The organism is Corynebacterium sp. NML98-0116 (assembly GCF_001767255.1).
GTDB classification, from domain to species: domain Bacteria; phylum Actinomycetota; class Actinomycetes; order Mycobacteriales; family Mycobacteriaceae; genus Corynebacterium; species Corynebacterium pseudogenitalium.
In genome coordinates, this window is record NZ_CP017639.1 from 314,094 (window position 1) to 336,378 (window position 22,285).

At 57.0% G+C, this 22,285-nt stretch carries 8 protein-coding genes; all 8 read left to right on the forward strand.

Features of this window, described 5'->3' with window-relative positions:
• Positions 1-69: 69 nt before the first annotated feature.
• Positions 70-666: a hypothetical protein gene (locus tag BJP05_RS01305; RefSeq protein ID WP_070361831.1), complete on the forward strand. Its 597-nt coding sequence runs from the start codon at positions 70-72 to the stop codon at positions 664-666.
• Positions 667-735: 69 nt separating this feature from the next.
• Entirely contained in the window at positions 736-1,161 is a 426-nt protein-coding gene (locus BJP05_RS01310; protein WP_168156158.1) for a helix-turn-helix domain-containing protein, read from the forward strand.
• 122 nt (positions 1,162-1,283) lie between these two features.
• A complete protein-coding gene (locus BJP05_RS01315) occupies positions 1,284-1,622 on the forward strand; it encodes a hypothetical protein (protein ID WP_070361833.1) in 339 nt (112 codons plus the stop codon).
• A 657-nt stretch (positions 1,623-2,279) separates the two neighbouring features.
• Complete coding sequence (locus tag BJP05_RS01320) at positions 2,280-7,583, forward strand: Rib/alpha-like domain-containing protein (protein WP_070361834.1); 5,304 nt, start codon at positions 2,280-2,282, stop codon at positions 7,581-7,583.
• A gap of 538 nt (positions 7,584-8,121) precedes the next feature.
• A complete protein-coding gene (locus tag BJP05_RS01325) occupies positions 8,122-13,500 on the forward strand; it encodes a YPDG domain-containing protein (RefSeq protein ID WP_168156159.1) in 5,379 nt (1,792 codons plus the stop codon).
• A gap of 456 nt (positions 13,501-13,956) precedes the next feature.
• Complete coding sequence (locus BJP05_RS01330) at positions 13,957-18,780, forward strand: Ig domain-containing protein (protein WP_070361836.1); 4,824 nt, start codon at positions 13,957-13,959, stop codon at positions 18,778-18,780.
• Between the two features lie 838 nt (positions 18,781-19,618).
• On the forward strand, positions 19,619-20,962 hold the full coding sequence (gene pta / locus BJP05_RS01335; protein WP_070361837.1) for a phosphate acetyltransferase: 1,344 nt from the start codon (positions 19,619-19,621) through the stop codon (positions 20,960-20,962).
• A complete protein-coding gene (locus BJP05_RS01340) occupies positions 20,963-22,165 on the forward strand; it encodes an acetate kinase (RefSeq protein WP_070361838.1) in 1,203 nt (400 codons plus the stop codon). It begins immediately after the preceding gene.
• Positions 22,166-22,285: the final 120 nt, after the last annotated feature.

The window sequence follows — 22,285 nt, forward strand, 5'->3', positions numbered from 1 at the left end:
ATAAACGGTGTCGGAAATATGTTCGAATGGTTGATGATCGATAGGGTACCGGCGCAATAGTATGTGGGTATGTCGCTGAATCCTCTTGAGTCCGATCCACCGGAGTTTGGCAGCCAGCCCCATTGCTACATCCCAACTGAGCATAGTGATGACGGCGGTAAACGTTGGGACGTCACCGAGGAATTCGCTGAATACATCGCGTGGCTTCGAAAAGATCGAAAAGCGCCGCGTCAATATGCGAAGGTCAGCAGGGACTTTCTTGCCAAACTTAACTGGCTAAACAGGCCTGGGAGCTGCCTCGACGAATCGGATAACGTTGAGCTTTCGGACTCAGTCGTAAACGAGGATGGAGTACATCGAATTCCTGTAGGGAGAAAGGTTGAACCGACGCAATTGCCTAGTGATGTAAGCCTGATCTGGATGGGGGAGTTATACAGCCAGCACGACAATCCGGCGTCGGCTCACCGGGTCTACTTCAGCGATGTCTCTGACCTGGAGGGGAAACCCCGGAAACGAGTCTTTGTGGGTGGTGGCGGCACGAAAGATCAAACGCGACAAGGTAGGCAGACAAAGGATATTGCCAGAGCCATGGTTTCGGTGACTCGATTCGCGGCTGATGAAAAGAGCCAAGTCAGACCACCCGACCCCACTATGTATGCAGATTAAGCTAGTTGGATACAATGTCAGTAAGTTAAGCTATATATTGACTTTGTTGAGATGGAGGTGAAATTCAAGATGAACAGCATTCTCGATCAGTTGTATGAACAAGATAAAGCTGGCATTGACCAGCAGGAGGTGTTCATTGAGCTTATCCACAGTATGCGGACTTTGCGTAAGGAACGTGGATTATCGCAAGAGCAAGTCGGCGAGCGAATGGGCGGATTGTCCAAGGCGAGGGTGAGCCAAATTGAATCCATCAATCCCATATCCAACCTGCAGCTTCAAACCTTGGCGGACTACGCGGAGGCGATTGATGGTTTCGTAAGTATCGTCGTTTTTAAGCGTGATTCATATCCGACTATCACGGAGGAGCGTGCACGGCGAGCGCAGTATGACACTCGAGAAGCCACCTACGATGTCGAGTTGGTGAGTGAAGATATCGATTTGGCACGTGAGTTTGAAGAATATGGCACGTCGGATTTTCAACCGATACATGGGTGATTCAAGTGGTCGACAATGTCTATGAACTGTCCAACAGGTTCTTTAGCCACTCAACTTTTAGCACTCCCGCAGTGGCAGTGTTTCCAACGCCGAACAGTCCCAATCCTCATGGAAAGGCCCCTTTGAGCCTCGGCGCACAGCTTCCGACGCTTAATGAGGCAAACGCTCAAGATGAGGTGAAGGTTCGGTTGAACCTTGCTTTAAATGAGCCGGGGAAGGTGTATTACACCGTTCAGGCTGAAGGTGTGTGGGATAAACGAGATGATAGCCCCCAATTCGACTTGGGTGCATGGGAAACGTTTGTCTGCGATATCGCCCTTCCGCAGCTCTTTGCTGTTTGTAAATATGAACAGGTGGCGTTGACTCGTAGCCGCCAACTGATTCATGCTCGCTTTTCGCTCGAGACTGAACGCCGATTTATCGATGGTATGAGGCAGCGCCTGCGTATTGAAAATTCCTGATGTGGCGCTCGAGCTGGTCGCTTTATAGATCGACGTACTTGAGGAGAACGCGCCGGAGTTTCCGTCGGTCTACCTCAGCTTCTGTGTAGAGAACCAGAAGTCAACAAACCTATATCAACCGTACGAACGCCCCCATTGAGGGGCGTTCTGTGTTTGCAGGGAAGTTTTCGCCCACACTTTGCCCGATTTTTGTCCAGGAAAACTCGGAGAGAAACTCCTTTTGGCAATTGCTAGGCGAGCCGTCGAGCTAAAGGTCTGACGCAAATGCTGTGAGCGCTACGTTTATGTTTCGGTGGATGTGTTTGAGTTTTATTGCTGTTGAGCCTCAAGGAATGTTCGACGGTAATCTGCTTGGCTGCTGTCGAAAATCACAAGAAATAGGGCCGTTATCAATCCATTCTTAAAACGCTTTAACCAAAAGAAAAGTAACCGGCCGGGGAAGAGGCTTCAGTTTGAGTCGATGCAGGCTGCCGTGGATAACGGCCGAATAGGCGCTGAATCTGGGTGAAATTGCGCAAGTTTCTTGCGAAAAAGGATTCCAGGAACGGTGCATTCCTGTCGATATTGTTTAGTTTCGGGAAAGGTCTGTGCACCTTATTGACGGGCACGGACACAACTTTCTGGACATTCAGATCTTCGGGAAGAAGGAAGAAACATATGCGAAAGAGCATCACGGCACGTCGCGGTACTTCGATTGCTGCCGCGGCGTTGTCCTTTGCACTGGTGGCCCCGCTGGCTCAACCTGTTGCGTTTGCACAAGACAACCCTCCTGCAGTTGCCGGTGCTGACGCCAACAAGGAAGCGCAGCAAGCAGCAGCGAACGATGCCGATCCGTACGGCGCGATCTATTCGCCCGGCGTCAGCGGCGGAAAGCACACAATTAGCGGTAACGCCATGGTCTTCGACCAGCTACCGGGTAGCTCATGGGGTCCGAGCTTGCCAGAGTATGGCAAAGCGCTGCCAGCTGTGAACTCAGGAACCGGCGCAAACTTCAAAGGCGCTACCGTATACGCGCAGTGGTTTGAAAAGCCAGACAAGTCGGCCACCGGTGGCGAACCCAATGTGGCTTCACCTATCTATAAAACGACGGTCAATGAAGACGGCACGTTTGCGATTAATATGCGTCCGTACCTGGATCCGACAGGCCAATATCGCGAGTTTTGGGCGCAGTACGCTTTCACTGCAGGAATGCGTGGACAGCGGGTAAAGATCTGGGTTGATGGGTACGATCGCAACGAGTTCCGCGCTGCGCGTGGCTACGGTGAGCGCGTGATGCCTGATGGGACGGTTATTGATACCACTGGTGGTGTCTACTGGAATACCCCGACTGGTTATGTGTCTAGCGCGCACCAGCTCTTCGTCCGTAAGTCGAAGCCCGAGGAGATGCTTGGGTCAGAATCCGGATGGCGAGAGGTCTCGGAGCAAGAAAAGAAGATGCCGTGGTCGAACGGCGGAGCCATTACAGGTAAAGCGTACTGGAACCTGAACCAAGGTCTGGGCAAACAAGCTCAGAAAGATCTGGCTGGTCCAAGCGGTGACCGTAAGGTCAAGGGGCTGAAGGTTGTCGGTGCGTATCTCTCTGACAAGGCAGTGAACGCGATTACCAAATACGCTGAGGAGAACCGTGGATCAGAGTTCCAGGACCACACCCTCCGCGGTGCGGGTTGGGATATCCAGGATGAGACGAAACTCCAAGCGTGGATTCGCGACCAGATCAAGCAAAACCCTGATTGGATTGCAGAAAAGGTCACCACGACGACGGACGGTAATGGTGAATACCGTCTGCAGTTCAAGGGAACCTACGGTATCTCGCCGAACAAACCGGGGTATGTTCCGGAGGAGCTGGCGGGCACGGTAGCGAAGGACGCCGCCGATGGCACGTTCACTCCGAATGCCCTGTACCTCTACGCTGATGCCAAACACGTGAACTGGGACTGGATGTACGTGGAGGCTCCTGACCTGCCAGAGGGAACGTCCAACATGGGCGCTTGGCGTGGAAACGTGTGGCAGGGGTTGACGTCCACAAACTGGGGTGTGTCGAACCTGGCGACGTCTGAGCCGGCCGATCAATTCGATATGCGTGGTATGCAAGCAGTACTCCGCACCCCTAACTACAACATTTCGTCGTGGGACATGGTTCTGTTCCCGAACCGAATCAATTTCGAAGTAGCAAAGTACGATTCGAAGACGAAGTTCGCGCGGAAGGGTGACTCTACGTTCGCGCAGACCGCCAGCTTGCCAGCGGCGGATATGAACGCGTTGTATGAGGTTGAGTGGACGGACTCGAACGGCAAGGTCCTGCAGGTCTGCAAGGGTGCCGATTCGTCAGGCAAGCTGCTTCCGAGTGGTGAGGGCAATGGTCTCACTGCGTCCTCTGCCGGGACGTTGCCGAACTGCCCCGTGAGTGTTCCTGAGGACCTCAAGGAAAAGACCATCTACACGGCGACGCTGTATGGCTTGGACGAGAACGGCGCACGTATCCCGCTTGGGTCCGACTCGTTCACCGCCGTGGTTGGCATCGCGGCAGAGGTCGGGCCGGAGTACAAGGAGACCCCTGCACGCATCGGCGAGGAAACCTCGTCGAAGCCTGCGACGTTTGTTGACCTCGAAACGGGTGAGGCGATCCCTGCTGATGACAAACGCTTAGAGGGCGCAACGTTTGAGGTCGTCGAGGATGCGATCCCAGAGGGCTGGGTCGTGGCTGTCGACCCGAAGACCGGTGCAGTCACATTCACGGCTGGTCCGAACGGACGTGACGGCCATGCGCTCAAGCCTGGTGATATTGAAGAAATCCCGGTCCGAGTCACATACTCCGACGGTACGACGAACGGCGCGATTGCGCCTGTGCGTATTGCGGGTGAACGCGACGAAGTTGAACCAGCCTACGATGAGCAGCGTGTGGTTCCAGGAACACCTGCTTCGACTGAGCCAAAGTTCTTTGCTCAGCAGCTTGATGGAACTGTTACAGAGACCGCCGTTGAGCATCCTGAAGGTGTTTCGTTCAAGAAGGATCCAGCCTTTGAAACCCCGGCCGGGTACACGGTTGATGTAGATCCCGCGACCGGAAAGGTCACGGTGACTGCTCCGGAGAAGCCTGCCGATGACACAGCTGAGGTTGTCACGGTGCCCGTCGTTGTTACCTACAAGGACGGCACGGAAGATACCGTTGAGGCGGTGTTCAAGCTTGACACTGATGGTGACGGTGAGCCGGATGTCACGGATAAGGATGACGACGGCGACGGTATCGATGACGTCGATGAAGAGAAGGCTGGCACGAAATCGAAGGATGCAAACTCTGCGCCGTCGAGTATCGAAGATATTGACGACGCCACAGTCACCGTCCGCGAACCCATTACTCCGATCGCAGTGGTGGTTGAGAAGCTACCAACTGGTGGTTCCGTTGAGGTCACGGGGCTGCCGGATGGCCTGAAGTACAACAAGGAGACGGGCCAGATTGAGGGCACTCCGACAACGCCGGCGCCGAAGGATGAGCCTGCTGAGGTGACCGTGAAGGTTCTCGGCGAGGACGGCGAGCCGGTCGTTGATAAGGATGGCAAGCCGGTTGAGAAGACCTTTAAGATCACGGTGCAAAGCCAGGCAGGTAAGTACGACCCGCAGGGCAAGGACCAGGAGGTTGCGAAGAACGCCGAGCCGAAGGCTGAGGACTCGATCGCAAACAAGGACGAGCTTCCGGAGGGCACCAAGTACTCCTGGAAGGATGCTCCGAAGACTGACACCTCTGGTGACAAGAAGGCTGTCGTTGTTGTGACCTACCCGGATGGTTCCACCGATGAGGTGCCGGTGACCGTGAAGGTTGCCAAGGATCAGGCTGAGCAGTTCGACCCGGAGGGTAAGGATCAGACGGTTGAGACCGGCAAGAAGCCGGAACCGAAGGACAACGTCAAGGATGCGGATAGCCTGCCGAAGGGCACGACGTTCAAGTACAAGGAAGACCCGGATACCACTACCGCTGGCAACAAGCCGGTCACGGTCATCGTGACCTACCCGGATGGTTCCACCGACGAGGTACAGGCCACCGTGAAGGTGGAGGATCCGAAGAAGGAGGATCCGAAGCCGCAGCCGAAGAAGTCCGACGCTGACACCTATGATCCGCAGGGTAAGGATCAGACGGTTGAGACCGGCAAGAAGCCGGAACCGAAGGACAATGTCGAGGACGCTGACAGCCTACCGAAGGGCACGACGTTCAAGTACAAGGAAGATCCGGACACCTCTACCGCTGGCGACAAGCCGGTCACGGTTATCGTGACCTACCCGGATGGTTCCACCGACGAGGTGCAGGCCACCGTGAAGGTGGAGGATCCGAAGAAGGAGGAGCCGAAGCCGCAGCCGGAGCAGCCGAAGAAGTCGGACGCCGACACCTACGAGCCGCAAGTCCAGGACAAGACCGTCGCGCCGAATGAGGTCCCTGAGGCAAAGGATCACGTCACCAACATCGACGAGCTGCCGGAGGGCACGACCTTCGAGTACGAAAAGACACCGGACACCTCCACTGAGGGTGACAAGCCGGTGACCATCGTCGCCACTTACCCGGATGGCACCACCGACAAGGTCAACGCTAACGTCAAGGTGCAGAAGAACGCGACCGACGCCGACAAGAACGACCCGCAGGGCCAAGACCAGAAGGTCAAGACCGGCGGCACCCCGGACGCGAAGGGCAACATCAAGGACGCGGACAGCCTGCCAAAGGGCACGTCGTTTAAGTACAAGGAGAACCCGGACACCTCGAAGCCGGGCGTCTACGACGTCACTGTTGTTGTGACCTACCCGGACGGCTCTACCGACGAGGTGCAGACGACCATCACTGTCGGCACCGACGCTGAGCGTTTCGTGCCGGAGTACGACAAGGTCACGGGCGTTCCGGTTGATGGTGAGAAGAACACCAACGACCCGTTCGGTACCAAGGCTCCGGTGAAGAGTGCTGAGGTGAAGAAGCCTGAGGGTGCTGAGAAGTGGGCGTTCACCCCGCAGGAAAACGGCGTGCTCACAGCGAAGGCGCCGTCGATGAAGGATGTTTCTGACGAGTTCAAGGCGAAGCTGCCGGAACTCAAGAGCTCTGACGTCGAGAAGCGTTGGGATAAGTTCTTCGAGACGTTCAAACCGTTCGCTCGCCCGGCTGTCGAGGTTGACTTCACCTACGAAGACGACTCGACGAACAGCGCGACCGCCAACTTCGACCTGATCGGCAAGGACGGCAAGTCGCTGCTGGATCCGAATGGCGACTTCGACGGTGACGGCGTCACGAATGAAGCTGAGGTCAAGGCTGGCTCCGACCCTGCGAACGACGGCGAGAAGCCGGACACCACCGCGCCGACGGTGAACCCGATTACGGCTGGTGACACGAAGATCTCCGGCAAGGGCGACCGCCCGAACGAGACAATCATTGTCACGTTGCCGAATGGTAAGGAACTTGAGGCCACGACCGACGCGAACGGCAACTGGTCCGTGAATCTGCCAAAGGGCGTTGAGCTCAAGCAGGGCGACAAGGTCAACGTGAGGGACGGCCATGACAATAAGGCGAAGACCGTCACGGTTGCTGGCAAGGTCAACGCTGGAGCCTGCGCAGCGACTGCTGTGGGCTTCGGTCTGCCGCTGATCGCGCTGCTGCCACTGGGTCTGGCTTCCCAGATTCAGATCCCGGTCCTGAGTGACCTCGCTGGTCAAGTTGAGGCTCAGCTGCAGGCTGCGAACACCCGCATCCAGCAGCAGGCTGGCATCTTCAACCCGGAGATGGCACGTCAGGCGGAGCGCATCAACGCCCAGCTGCGCACCGTCGGTGCGGACCTCGGCATGGTTGTCGCTGGCATCGCGCTGATCGCTGCTGGTGTCCTGGCAGGCACGTTCATTTACGATGCCTGCAAGCCCGGCGGACCAAGCTCCTCTGTGAAGGATCTGGAGCTGAAGGGCTCCTCCGGAAAGTCGGTGAAGCTGTCCTCGAAGTAGGACAACAACGTATCGACGTCCACTCCGAAAGCACCTGAAACCGATACGCCGAAGACATAAAAGGATGGTGATGTAGCCTCCTCCCCCATACAGGGGGCTACATTTCGTAAATCTTGCCTAAAGTCTTGGTAAGAAAATTACAGTTGTTGCCTATTGTGTTTACTGCAATAGGTAGCAACTTTTACTTTTGCGTAATTGGCCGTAATTGTGTCGACAATTATTAACATTTGTCTTCCAGTTTAATTGAACTGGTCCTATTGGAACTGCGTCGATGAGTTCCATTTATAGTGACCAAAATGTATCACTAGAAAAAATTACTACATTCCACCTGTGCTTATCTGACATTTGTACTTCTTTGTGGTTGGGAATTAGAAAAGCCCTGTGGGGGTCCTGCATTTTCCATAGATTGATACAATTTACAGCGAGTGACTAATCGTTGACCACTGTCTACGTCCACCACCTGCAGTTTTGTGGTTTTACTAGACCTTGGCTGACAGGTAGGTGGTCACATTGATTAGATCATATGGAAGGAATGTTTATGCGAGGCCAATTTAAGGCACGTCGTGGCACGTCGATTGCTGCGGCTGCGTTGTCATTTGCATTGGTTGCGCCGCTGGCGCAGCCGGTTGCGTTCGCTCAGGACGTACCAGTTGTAGCGGCTGGTGCTGAGGCGCCTGCAGAAGCTAAGGGCAAGAACCAGCAGGTGCCAAACGCTATCTACACCAAGGGTGGGTGGCGTGACTACTACGGCTACCACGGCTACGCCTACATCAACAAGAACGGTAGTCCGGACAGCCGGGATGACCGTGACGAGCCTTTGAAGGGCAATGTCATCTACCTGCAGTATGTGAATGGGAAGGGCGAGGTTTCCCCGACGTTCTACACGCTGACAGACTCCGAAGGCCGCTTCTCCTTCGACCTGTCAGAGAAGGTCACCAACGAATACGATGCACCGGCATTCCATTTAGCTGGCGTTCAGGGCGGCAAGACCCGCGTCCGCGTGTGGGGTGAGAACCCAGATAAGGACAAGTACTCCGTCGTGATGGCCGGCGATATGCAGTCGGGCCGCTACACCACGCGTACGGATCGTACTCAGGAGTCGTGGAACTTTACGGCTGGTCCGTCTGGTTCGCGTATTACTGCTGGTCGTTTCGTGCTTGAGGAGAAGCCGAACCATGTTGGTTGGTTGGCGAAGCCGGAGGATCAGTGGACGCGTGCGCTTGATGGTCAGACTGGCCAGCCGACGGTGGATGGTCAGTTCCCGGACTATGGCGAATTTGGTGCGATCGACAGTCTTGCTGCGCCGAACCAGTCGCAGGTGTGGTGGGAGTCCGGTGAGGATGCAGGTTCGCTGCCGGGCTACTACAAGTACCAGCCTGGTCAGGGTGACCGTGCCGCTGGTGGTGTCGAGATTGTTGCCTCGTACCTTAATGATGAGGTCGCGCGTGAGATTGACGCGTGGAAGGACGCCAATGATGGTTACACGCCTGAGCAGGAGCGTGCGAACCAGGAGCGCATTATCAAGGCGTACCAGGCTGAGCACGGCGAAGGTTCCCATATTGCTGAGACGGTAGTGGTGCCGTCGAAGGCTGACGGCACGATTTACCTGCCGTTTAAGGGCACCTATGGTGTGTCTCGTACGCAGGAGAATCAGAATGCGCAGGTTTCCAACAAGCTTGCTAAGGGTGACTTTGGCAAGGTTGCTGAGACGTTTGAGACTGAGACTGGTGCTGCTCGGTATGATGCGTTTTCTGGTGGTGCGATTAACTCGGCGAAGCGCCGCCACATCAACACTGATTACATGTACATCTATCCTCGTATCGAGGGTCGGGATGTGAAGAATTCGGCGTTCCCGATGAACATGTTCCAGAATTACACCGATCAAGGTGGCATGACTGCGGGCTACAAGATGACTGGTCTGCAGTTCCCGTTGATGTCTGCGCAGCCGATCTTTGATATTCCGGAGTACAACTCGTATGACAATAAGGGTCGTGCCGGTTCCAAGGTGACCACCAAGACTGCTGGGTTGGTGCCGAATTCGGATTACGCGATCCGTTGGTACGCAACTGGTCCGGACGGTAAGCAGACTGAGATCAAGGATGCGATGTGCATCGCTAAGAGCGATGACAAGGGTGTTATCCCGTCGTGTGATTTCCAGGCGCCTGAGGATCTGAAGGCAACCACGGTCTACACCGCTGCCGTCGTTGACTATGACCCGGTGTCGAAGAAGGCGTCGGATCAGTGGGAGATGGCGGATTCGTTTACCGCTGTTGTTCCTGAGCAGCTTCCGTTGGGCTCGCGTTACGATACGTACTCGGCCGATAAGGTAGCGCCGTTGTTCAAGAAGCTGCCGGAAAATGTCGCTGAAGGTGCTGCGCCGAAATACTCGGCGGAGGGCTTGCCTGATGGCCTGACGATTGATGAGGCGACCGGCACAATCACGGGTACCCCAACCAAGGCTGGTACCACTGAGGTGACTGTGACCCGTACGGTTGATGTTGTGGTTGAGAAGAACGTGCCGGTCGTTGATGAGAATGGCAACCCGGTCTACGAAAATCCGGACGAGCAAGATCCGAAAAAGCGCGTCGAGAAGACTGAGAAAAAGACGGTTACCGAGCCTCGCCAGGAGAAGGTTGTTACCAAGATTGTGGTAACGGATTCCCCGCTTGCAGCTGGTACGGCTGGTACGAAGTACACCCAGGAAGTGAAGCCGGAAGGCTTCGGTCCTCTTCCGCAAGGCTTTGAAGTCAAGAAGGACTCCATCACGGTTGAGGGTCTTCCGGCCGGTTTGGAGTTCAAGGACGGCACAATCACCGGCACCCCGACGTCTGCGGTTGAGGCTTCTGAGGAGAAGCCGAACGTGACGGTGAAGTACGTGCTGGTTGACCGGGATGGCAAAGAGACTGAGCACACTGATGTTGTGCCACTGAATATCGCGCCGACGACCGATGTGTTTGAGCCGAAGTATGAGGACGGTAAGGGTAAGCCGGGCGAGAATGCTACGGTTCCTGCTCCGAAGTTCACTGACAAGGACGGTAACGACACCAAGGCTCCTGAGGGTACGAAGTTCACTCCTGGTGACAATGCGCCTGATGGTGTGAAGGTTGATGAGACCACTGGTGAGATCACTGTTCCGGTTCCTGAGGATGCGAAGCCTGGCGACAAGATCACTGTTCCGGTTGTTGTGACCTACCCGGATGGTTCCAAGGACAACGTCAATGTGACCGTCACGGTTGAAGAGCCTGGTGCTAAGACTGCTGATCAGGTTGAGCCGAAGTATGAGGACGGTAAGGGTAAGCCGGGCGAGAATGCTACGGTTCCTGCTCCGAAGTTCACTGACAAGGACGGTAAGGACACCAAGGCTCCTGAGGGTACGAAGTTCACTCCTGGTGACAATGCGCCTGATGGTGTGAAGGTTGATGAGACCACTGGTGAGATCACTGTTCCGGTTCCTGAGGATGCGAAGCCTGGCGACAAGATCACTGTTCCGGTTGTTGTGACCTACCCGGATGGTTCCAAGGACAACGTCAATGTGACCGTCACGGTGACGGAGAAGGATGTGCCACCGGTTCCGGGTTCGAAGGACAATGAGTCCTACGAGCCTGAGTACAAGCCAGGTTCTGGTAAGCCGGGTGAGGACGCCACGGTTGACAAGCCGGTCTTTAAGGATAAGGACGGCAAGGAGACCACTCCGCCGGCAGACACGAAGTTCGAGAAGGGCGAGGGTGCTCCGGAGAATGTGACTGTCAAGGATGACGGTTCGGTTGTGGTTCCTGTTCCTGAGGATGCGAAGCCTGGTGACAAGATCACTGTTCCGGTTGTCGTGACCTACCCGGATGGTTCCAAGGACAACGTCAATGTGACCGTCACGGTGACGGAGAAGGATGTGCCGCCGGTTCCGGGTTCGAAGGACAATGAGTCCTACGAGCCTGAGTACAAGCCTGGTTCTGGTAAGCCGGGTGAGGATGTCACGGTTGATAAGCCGGTCTTTAAGGATAAGGACGGCAAGGAGACGACTCCGCCGGCAGACACGAAGTTCGAGAAGGGCGAGGGTGCTCCGGAGAACGCGACTGTCAAGGAAGACGGTTCTGTGACCGTTCCTGTTCCGGAGGATGCAAACCCCGGTGACAAGATCACTGTTCCGGTTGTCGTGACCTACCCGGATGGTTCCAAGGACAACGTTGACGTCACGGTTGAGGTTCAGCCGAAGGATCCTTCGGTCAAGCCTGGTAAGAACACGACAGTTCCGGCTGACAATGAACCTCACGAGGTTGGCAAGGTTGAGAACCCGAAGGGTGATGAGTCCGGCAAGCTTGTTGACAAGGACGGCAAGGAGATTCCGGGTTCGAAGGTAGAGATCGACAAGGACGGCAACGTCAAGGTCACTGTGCCGAAGGGTACTGATCCGCAGGATGCCAAGGTTGTTGTGACTGACAAGGACGGCAATCCGGTTGGTGAGATCGATGTGAAGATCGTTGACCCGAACTCTGATGCTGCGAAGTTCGTGCCGAACTACGGTGATCGTAAGAATGTCGAGGCTGGTAAGACCGAGACGTCGAAGAATCCGTTTGAGGGCAAGACTGATGTTCCTGTGAAGGATGCAATTGGTACGCCTTCTGCTGGTTCTGAGGATTGGACGTTTGAGACTGGCAAGAGCGGTGTTGTCAAGGCAACGGCTCCTGACTACAAGAAGGTCGCTGACAAGATCGCCTCTGAGTTGCCGCAGATTGATAGCAGCTGGAATAACTTCAAGGAGATCTTTACTCCGTACGTTCGTCCGTCTGTAACGGTTGATTTCACCTATAACGATGAGTCGAAGAACCACGCAACTGCTGGTTTCGAGCTGGTTGGTAAGGATGGTAAGTCCTTGCTGGATCCGGATGGTGACTTCGATGGTGACGGTCACTCCAACCGTGAGGAGATCGAGAAGGGCTCTAACCCTGCCGATGAGAACTCGAAGCCGACGCCTGGTGAGGACGCTTCAGTCGCAACACCTGCCATCGATGACGTTCACGAGGGCGACAAGGCCATCACCGGTACCGGCGAGCCTGGCTCCAAGGTGACGGTGACCCACGATGGCAAGGAGATCGGTGTCGGTGTCGTCGGTAATGACGGCAAGTGGACCGTGGAGGTTCCAGGTGATGCTCCTCTGACGCAGGGTAAGACCGTGAAGGTTACCCAAGATGCAGGTAAGAAGACTGCTGAAAAGACGGTCCAGGGCCCACGGGAGGGTGATTCGAACAAGGACACCACTCCGCCGAGTGTGAACCCGATCAAGCCTGGTGATAAGACGATCACTGGTAAGGATGATCGTCCGAACTCGACGATTAAGGTCACGCTGCCGAACGGTAAGGTCATTGAGACCATTACCGATAAGGACGGCAACTGGAAGATTGATGTCCCGTCTGGTGTTGAGTTGAAGCCAGGCGACAAGATCACGGTGACTGATGAGGCGGGTAACTCGACAAACGCGCAGGTCGGTATTGATACCGGCAAGTGTGTTGCATCCGCTGTGGGCTTCGGTCTCCCACTGATCGCGCTCCTGCCGTTGGGTCTGGCTTCCCAGATTCAGATTCCGGTGCTCAGCGATGTGGCTGCACAGGTGAATGCTCAGCTGCAGGATGTGAACACTCGTATCCAGCAGCAGGCTGGCATCTTCAATCCGGAGATGGCACGTCAGGTTGAGCAGATCAACGCACAGCTGCGCACCGTTGGTGCGGATCTGGGCATGGTCGCTGCGGGTATCGTTCTGATTGCTGCTGGCATCCTTGCTGGCACGGTCATCTACGACAACTGCAACCCGAATGGTCCGAAGTCTTCGGTCAAGGACCTCGAGCTGAAGGGTTCGTCTGGTAAGACGATGAAGCTTTCCTCGAAGAAGGATGATGCGAAGGCGACCGCTACGCCGAAGAAGTAACGCGATAGCGCCCATCACCGCCTCCCCCCTTGCGGGGGGAGGGAAAGGGCTAAACGCTTACTAAGCATCTGCTAAGAAGAAAAGAGCTGCTGTTCGTCATCGCGACGAATGGCAGCTTTTTGCATGTTTGGACATTATTGGCGGAGGGGACGTCGAAAAGCCTGCGTCTTGCCAGGTGGCGTACAGATGTACCGAAGTGCTATAGGTCAAAGCTATTAACGTGCCTTCCTGGGCAAATGGCAAACAGTTCGCAGCTCATGAAGCTCTAAGTTTTTAACCCGCCGTAATGTACAAGCGTCCATAAATGGGCTAGATGTAAAAGGTCCACTGGATGCACAGACCTTTCATTGTTATTGTCGGATAACTGTAAACCATGTAGCGCCTGTGCCTACACCGGGAAAACGGTGATGCACGCGGCGGTGGCATGTTCTGAAATAACGAATGAAAGGAATTATTGTGCGAAGCTCCTATAAGGCACGCCGTGGCACTTCGCTTGCCGCGGCCGCATTGTCGTTCGCGTTGGTTGCGCCACTTGCGCAGCCGGTTGCGTTTGCTCAGGAGGCTCCTGCTGCAGTTGCGGGTGCTGAAGCTGCTGCTGATACGCAGAGCGGGAATAAGATGGTGCCGAACGCCATCTACACCAAGGGTGGCTGGCGCGATTACGGTGGCTACCACGGCTACGCCTACATCAACAAGGATGGTCGCCACGATGATCTGAGCTCGAACAACGAGCCGTTGAAGGGCAACGTCATCTACCTGCAGTACGTCACGGGTAAGAATGAGGTCTCCCCGGTTTTCTACACCCTGACCGACTCAGAGGGAAGGTTTTCCTTCGACTTGACCCGCAAGGTTACGGATCGCGTACATGCACCGGCATTCCATCTAGCTGGCGTTCAGGGCGGCAAGACCCGCGTCCGCGTGTGGGGTGAGAACCCCAACCCAGAGAAGTACTCGGTAGTAGCTGCAGGTGACATGAACTCTGGCCGCTACACCACGCGTACCAACCGTGTGCAGGAGTCGTGGAACTTCACGTCTGGTCCTGCTGGGTCGCGTATTACCAACGGCCGCTTTGTGCTGGAGGAGAAGCCGAACCACGTTGGTTGGTTGGCGAAGCCTGAGTCCGAGTGGACGCGTGCGCTTGATGGTGAGACGGGCAAGCCAACGGTTGATGGTCAGTTCCCAGACTATGGTGCGTTTGGCACCATTAAGAGCCTTGCTGCGCCGAATCAGTCGATGGTGTGGTGGGAGAACGGTGAGGATGCAGGTTCTTTGCCGGGGTACTACAAGTATCAGACTGGGCAGGGCGACCGTGCCGCCGGTGGCGTGGAGATCGTCGGCTCGTACCTCAATGATGAAGTCGCGCGCCAGATTGATGCGTGGAAGGATGCGAACAAGGGCTACACTGCTGAGCAGGAGCGTGCGAATCAGGAGCGCATTATTAAGGCGTACCAGGATGAGCATGGTGTAGGCTCCCACATCGCTGAGACGGTCGTAGTGCCGTCGAAGGATGATGGCACGATTTACCTGCCATTTAAGGGCACGTATGGTGCCAGCCGTGACAGGATCGGCAACGTATCAGAAGACGAGTTCGGCAAGGTAGCGCCGAAGTACGAAATGGACCGAGGCAGCCGTTACGGCGCCTTCACTGGTCTCGCTATTGGGAAGCGTCGTCACATCAATACGGATTACATGTACATCTACCCACGTATCGAGGGTCGTGATGTGAAGAATTCGGCGTTCCCGATGAGCATGTTCCAGAACTACGCTGATTCCGGCACTGTTATCGCGGGTGCGAACATGAACGGCCTGCAGTTCCCGTTGATGTCTGCACAGCCGATCTTTGATATCCCTGAGTACAACTCGTATGACAATAAGGGTCGTGCTGGGTCGAAGGTGACCACGAAGGCTGCGGGTTTGATGCCGAATGCGGATTACGCGATTCGTTGGTACGCAACCGATCCTGCTGGTAATCAGACCGAGCTCAAAGGTAAGGAGTGCATCGTCAAGAGTGACGAGAAGGGTGTGCTGCCTTCCTGTGATTTCCAGGCGCCCGAAGACCTGAAGGAAACCACCGTCTACACAGCGGCGGTTGTCAGCGTTGATCCTGTTTCGAAGAAGATGTCTGACCGCTGGGAGATTGCGGACTCGTTTACCGCTGTCGTTCCAGAGCAGCTGCCACTTGGCTCCGCAGGGGAAGAATACCCGGACAACAATGTTGCGGACCTGTTTGGCAACCTGCCGGATGACCTCGCTGAGGATGCGAAGCCGAAGTACTCCGCCGACAAGCTGCCAGATGGCCTTAAGATCGACCCTGAGACCGGCAAGATCACTGGTATTCCAACCGAGCCTGGCACTACTGAAGTGACCGTAACCCGTGAGGTTGAGGTCATGGTAGAGAAGTACGTTGGCGTCACCGATGAAAACGGTGACCCGGTTTGGGAGAACCCTGATGAGGAAGACCCCGCGAAGCGTATCCAGAAGACCGAGAAGTCTCGGGTTGCAGAGAAGCAGCTGGAAGAGGTCGTCACGAAGATTGTGGTGACGGATACGCCGCTGAAGGACGGTGTTGTTGGCGAGGATTACGAGCAGGAAGTAAAGCCAGAGGGCTTTGGTCCTCTGCCGCAGGGCTTCAAGATTAAGGAAGGCTCCCTCAAGGTTGAGGGTCTTCCTGACGGCTTGGAGTTCAAGGATGGCAAGATCACGGGTAATCCGACTGCTCCGGTTACGGCTTCTGAGGAGAAGCCGAATGTGACCGTGACCTACACCCTGGTTGATCAGGATGGCAACGAGACCGAGCACACTGATGTTGTGCCGTTGGCAGTTGGCGTCAAGACCACGGTTGATGAGTCTGGTAAGAAGCTGGTTGATCCGACTGATGAGAAGCAGGACACTGGTGTCAAGATCGTTAATCCTGACGACGAAACCAAGGTCTCTGCTAAGGATGAGGACGGCAAGGACGTCCCGGTCGAGATTGATGAGAATGGTAACGTTCACGTCACGCCGGGTACCGATGTTGATGGTCCGATCACGGTGACTGTTGAGGATCCGGATCTTGACGGTGGCAAGCAGGATGTTGAGGTTGAGGTCAACGGCCACAAGAAGGGTGTTGACGACAACGACTCCGACAAGACCACGGTTGATGAGTCTGGTAAGAAGCTGGTTGATCCGACTGATGAGAAGCAGGACACTGGTGTCAAGATCGTTAATCCTGACGACGAAACCAAGGTCTCTGCTAAGGATGAGGACGGCAAGGACGTCCCGGTCGAGATTGATGAGAATGGTAACGTTCACGTCACGCCGGGTACCGATGTTGATGGTCCGATCACGGTGACTGTTGAGGATCCGGATCTTGACGGTGGCAAGCAGGATGTTGAGGTTGAGGTCAACGGCCATAAGAAGGGTCGTGACGACAACGGCTCGGAGAAGCAGCCGGAGACGCCGAAGACCACAGTCGACGAAACTGGTACAAAGCCTGTTAACCCGACTGACGACGAACAAGACACCGGTATCAAGGTCCACAACGAGGACAGGGACACAGAGGTTACCGCGAAGGACGAGGATGGCAAGGACATTCCAGTCGAGATTGATGAGAACGGCAACGTCCACGTCACTCCAGGTACCGATGTTGATGGTCCAATCACGGTGACGGTCACCGACCCTGACCTGCCTGGTGGCAAGGTCGAGGTCGAGGTTGAGGTCAACGGTCATGAGAAGGGTCGCGATGACAACAACTCTGACTTCAAGGTTGATGATTCCGGCAAGAAACCGGTCGACCCGACCAACGAGAAGCAGGACACTGGTGTCAAGGTTCAGAATCCTGACAAGGACACCAAGATCTCCGCGAAGGACGAGGATGGCAAGGACGTCCCGGTCGAAATCGACAAGGACGGTAACGTTGTCGTCACGCCTGGTGAGGACGTTGATGGCCCGATTACGGTGACAATCGAGGACCCACGTCTTCCTGAAGGCAAGACTCAGGTTGAGATTGACGTCAATGACCACGAGAAGGGTCGCGACGACAACGGCAAGGCAGAGACCAACGTCAACGCTGACGGCAAGAAGCCCGTCGTGCCGAACGGAAAGGAGCAGGACACCGGCGTCATCATTAACAACAAGGATGGCGACACCAAGGAGTCTGCAACCGACAAGAACGGCAAGGACGTGCCGGTCCGTGTCGGCGACGACGGCAAGGTCTACGTCACACCTGGTAAGGATGTCGAAGGACCGATTAAGCTGGTCGTCGAGGATCCGGACCTGCCTGGTGGCAAGGCTGAGATCGAGATCGAGGTCGACAAGGCCCAGAACCCAGGTGGCGAGGAAAACAAGCCGGGAACCGGTGACCAAACCGACCCATCCGAGGGTGACAAGCTCGGCGAAAACGTTGTTGCGTCCTACCCGAAGACTGAGGTCAAGCCTGGTGACAAGGGTATTGCCAAGGTTCAGCTGAACAAGAAGGATGGCGAAAAGGTCGGAGAGGCCGTCGATACGCCGGCGGACACGACGGCGACGATCACCGATCGCACCGGTGGCGAGCTGCATGGTGCGAAGTGGGACATCAACACTGATGCTTCCGCGAATGTTACTGGTCAGGCCCCGTCGACGGAGGACCTCATGAAGGCCTTCAAGACGGCTGACGCTAAGGGCTGGGACGACTTCACGAAGAAGTTTGCACCGCTTGCAAACCCATCGGTGGATCTCACAGTGAAGAACAGCACTGGCGAGCACACTGGTGTGAAGGCGTCCTTCACCCTGGTTGGCCAGGACGGCAAGTCCATCTTCGATCCGAACGGTGACTTCGATGGCGACGGCGTGAATAACGGCGATGAGCTGAAGAAGGGCCTCAACCCATTCGACGGCAATGATGGCAAGATCAACGCTGGTCGCTGTGCCGCATCCGCCGTGGGCTTCGGTCTGCCGCTGATCGCGCTGCTGCCACTGGGTCTGGCTTCCCAGATTCAGATCCCTGGCCTGAGCGATTTCGCCGCACAGGCAAGCGCTCAGCTGCAGGCTGCGAACACCCACATCCAGCAGCAGGCTGGCATCTTCAACCCGGAGATGGCCAAGCAGGTTGAGCAGATCAATGCACAGCTGCGTACCGTTGGTGCGGATCTGGGCATGGTCGCTGCGGGCATCGTGCTGATTGCTGCTGGCATTCTGGCTGGCACGGTCATTTACGACAACTGCAAGCCTGGTGGTCCTTCGTCCTCGGTCAAGGACCTGGAGCTGAAGGGTTCGTCCGGTAAGACCGTGCAGTTGTCCTCCAAGAAAGAGCAGAAGTAAGGGACACGTTTAGCCCGCAGCGACCCCTCGCGGGTGACCGCGAGCTAAACGCTTACTGATCGCTCTTTGAACAGTGAAACGCTGCTGTCCGCCATTTGTGGCGGGCGGCAGCTTTTTGCATTCTTACGGGCGTGGTAATGGCTCGTCGCGCGCCTGCGCCTCAAATTGCTCGAAGCGTGTGATTAGAAGCGTGCGATGCAGGTCGCACATTCTCACCGGCTAGGGGCGGTTTTCGGCGACCAGCGTCGCACTACTTTAACACCTCGACACGAACGAGGATCACGCGAAAACAGCACGAAAGTTACGCGATGACCGCGCGAATTGAGATGGCGGAGTGCGGTTTCCACAGCACCGTACGCGCTCAGTGGCGTTATATCTTGGCTCGAGCACATCCCAAATTGCTCATAGCGTGCGATTAGAAGCGTGCGATGCAGGTCGCGCTTTCTCGCTGGCCCGGGGCGATTTTCGGCGACCAGCGTCGCACTCCTCAAACACCTCGACACGAACGAAGGCCATGGAGCGCCACCCCGCCCACCCCGAAAAGTTCCCAGGCTCAACTGTGAACGGGGAACAATCTTCGTGGACATGCGTCCCGACCTGGGGAAACATAAGCGTTGGTCGACGGGAACCGGCCCAAAACCGAAAATGGTTCCCAGGCGCGGGAACTGAACTTTCTTGAAAGGCGCACCAGCGAGCCAGCCACCGCCACCACCGCAAGTGAGACCCAAAGACCAATCTCAGAGAAATGTGAACTAGGCCCCATTTTGCTGCCCGCGTGTCGTGATGGGTCTGTAGAATGATACGCATTTATGTCCGCCACGATCGTAAAGGCTGGGTTATGGCTCAACATCTACTGCTCACCTGCACTAACACGAACCTCGGCAGTGCTGATGCTGACGCGCTCGCGGCACAGCACGGCCTTCACACCATCCACGTCACGGGGGAAACGCTCGCCGAGGCGTACGCCGCCTGCGCCGGTCAAGAACAGAGCACCTTGTTCGTGGGCCAGGGGGAGTGCTCCTTTGATGCGGAGCTCGCCGCAGCACTCGGGGCTTCGGTCATCGTGCTTATCGACGCCCCGCAGCGCGCACCCCTCGCGCAACGGATAGTGGAACGCCACAGTGCGACGCTGCTCGCCGTGGTCACGGACGTGCTGGAGGCGGCCGGCCTCACCATCCCGGAGGTCGCACCGGTGATGTCCCCACTGGTCTTCGGCTCCCACCTGTTGGACCAGGCCCGCGAGGTCGGCGCGCACATTGTCCTGCCGGAGGGTGAGGAGCCCCGCGTGCTGGAGGCGGCGCATAAGTTGTTGGAGGGGGGTGTCGCGAAGCTGACGCTGCTGGGGGACGTGGACGCGATCACCGCGAAGGCGCGGGAGCTTGAGCTGGACGTGTCGCGGGCGACGCTGCTGGATCACCGCACCTCCGACCTGTCTGAGGAGTTCGCGCAGGCCTTCGCCGAGCTGCGCAAATCCAAGGGCGTGACTCTTGAGCAGGCACGCGAGGTGATGCGGGACGTCTCCTACTTTGCCACGATGCTGGTGCACACCGGACACGCGGACGGCATGGTCTCCGGTGCGGTGCATACCACGGCGGAGACGATTAAGCCGGCGTTCCAGATCATCAAGACGCGCCCAGAGGCGTCCGTGGTGTCCTCGATCTTCCTGATGGTGATGCAGGGCCGTCTGTGGGCGTTCGGCGACTGCGCTGTGAACCCGAACCCGTCCGCGCAGCAGCTCGGCGAGATCACCGTCAGCTCCGCGTTGACCGCTGCTCAATTCGGTATCGACCCGAAGGTTGCGGTGCTCTCGTACGCCACGGGCGCCTCGGGTGCGGGCCCCGACGTGGAGCGCGCAGTCGAGGCCGTCGCCGCCGCCCGTGCTATTAATTCCGACTTAATTATCGACGGCCCCCTCCAGTTTGACGCTGCGTGCGATGAGGGCGTCGCGAAGCAGAAAGCACCCGATTCGCCCGTGGCGGGGCAGGCGAACGTGTTCATCTTCCCCGACCTTGAGGCGGGCAACGCCGGGTACAAGATCGCGCAGCGCACCGGCGGCGCGCTGGCGGTAGGCCCGATTCTGCAGGGGCTGAACAAGCCGGTCAACGACCTTTCGCGCGGCGCGACGGTCGATGACATTGTGAACACTGTGGCCGTGACCGCGATTCAGGCAGGGGTGAAGTAAATGAGCTACGTACTGGTGATTAACTCTGGTTCCTCCTCGGTGAAGTTCCAGATCGTGGACCCGAATTCGGATGCCTCGGACGCGCCGTTCGTCTCCGGGCTTGTCGAGCAAATCGGGGAACCCCAAGGCCGCATCACCATCAAGCACGGCGAGGACCGCTGGGTGTTGCAAAAATCCATCCCGACGCACAAGGACGGGCTGGAGGAGGCGTTCCACCGCCTGGCGCTGCGTGGCGTGAGCCCGAAAGACCTGGATGTGGTGGCGGTGGGGCACCGCGTGGTGCACGGCGGCATGGTGTTCAGCCAGCCTGAAATCATCGTGGACCAGGTCGTCGACATGATCCGGGACCTGGTGCCGCTGGCGCCGCTGCACAACCCGGCGAACATTGACGGCATCGAGGTTGCCCGCGAACTGCTGCCGGACATCCCGCACGTTGCGGTCTTCGACACCGGCTTCTTCCACTCCCTGCCGCCGGCCGCGGCGCTCTACGCCATCAACGCCGAGGTGGCCAGCCAGAACCAGATCCGTCGCTACGGCTTCCACGGCACCTCCCACGAGTTCGTCTCGGGCCAGGTGCCGGGGCTGATCGGGTCCGACCCAAACCACACTCGCCAGATTGTGCTGCACCTGGGTAACGGTGCGTCGTGCTCGGCGGTGGCGAACGGGCACGCGATCGATACGTCGATGGGGCTCACCCCGCTCGCGGGCCTGGTGATGGGCACGCGCTCCGGCGACATCGACCCAGGCATCATCTTCCACCTGGCGCGCCACGGCGGCATGAGCATCGACGAGATCGACGAGCTGCTGAACAAGCGCTCCGGCGTCAAGGGCCTGGCCGGCGTGAACGACTTCCGCGAGCTGCGCGCCATGATCGAAAACGAGGACGGCGACGCCTGGCTGGCCTACAACGTCTACATCAACCGGCTGCGTAGCTTCATCGGTAGCTACATGGTGGCGCTGGGCAGGGTGGACGCGATCACGTTCACCGCGGGCGTCGGCGAGAATGACAAGTTCGTGCGCGAGGACGCCCTGGACAATATGGAGGCCTTCGGTGTCAAGATCGACCCGGAGCGCAACTCCCTGCCCAACGACGGCCCGCGCATCATCTCCGCCGACGACTCTCGCGTGAAAGTACTTGTCGTGCCGACGAATGAGGAGCTCGCCATCGCGCAGAAGGCGGCGGCGCTCGCGCGCCGCGCGTAGCCTCCCGTGCGCCTGCCTGTCATTGTTCAACACCTTTGTTGTATGGCCGTTATTCGTTAGAATTTAAAACGGCATGTCAACAGCTGTAAAGGCAAATGTCTGCATAGTGAGTACACTGAG

Excerpts from the sequence above, each read along its gene's own strand:
- BJP05_RS01305 (WP_070361831.1), top strand. The coding sequence starts at position 70 with ATGTCGCTGAATCCTCTTGAGTCCGATCCACCGGAGTTTGGCAGCCAG.
- BJP05_RS01310 (WP_168156158.1), top strand. The coding sequence starts at position 736 with ATGAACAGCATTCTCGATCAGTTGTATGAACAAGATAAAGCTGGCATT.
- BJP05_RS01320 (WP_070361834.1), top strand. The coding sequence starts at position 2,280 with ATGCGAAAGAGCATCACGGCACGTCGCGGTACTTCGATTGCTGCCGCG.
- BJP05_RS01325 (WP_168156159.1), top strand. The coding sequence starts at position 8,122 with ATGCGAGGCCAATTTAAGGCACGTCGTGGCACGTCGATTGCTGCGGCT.
- pta (WP_070361837.1), top strand. The coding sequence starts at position 19,619 with ATGGCTCAACATCTACTGCTCACCTGCACTAACACGAACCTCGGCAGT.
- BJP05_RS01340 (WP_070361838.1), top strand. The coding sequence starts at position 20,963 with ATGAGCTACGTACTGGTGATTAACTCTGGTTCCTCCTCGGTGAAGTTC.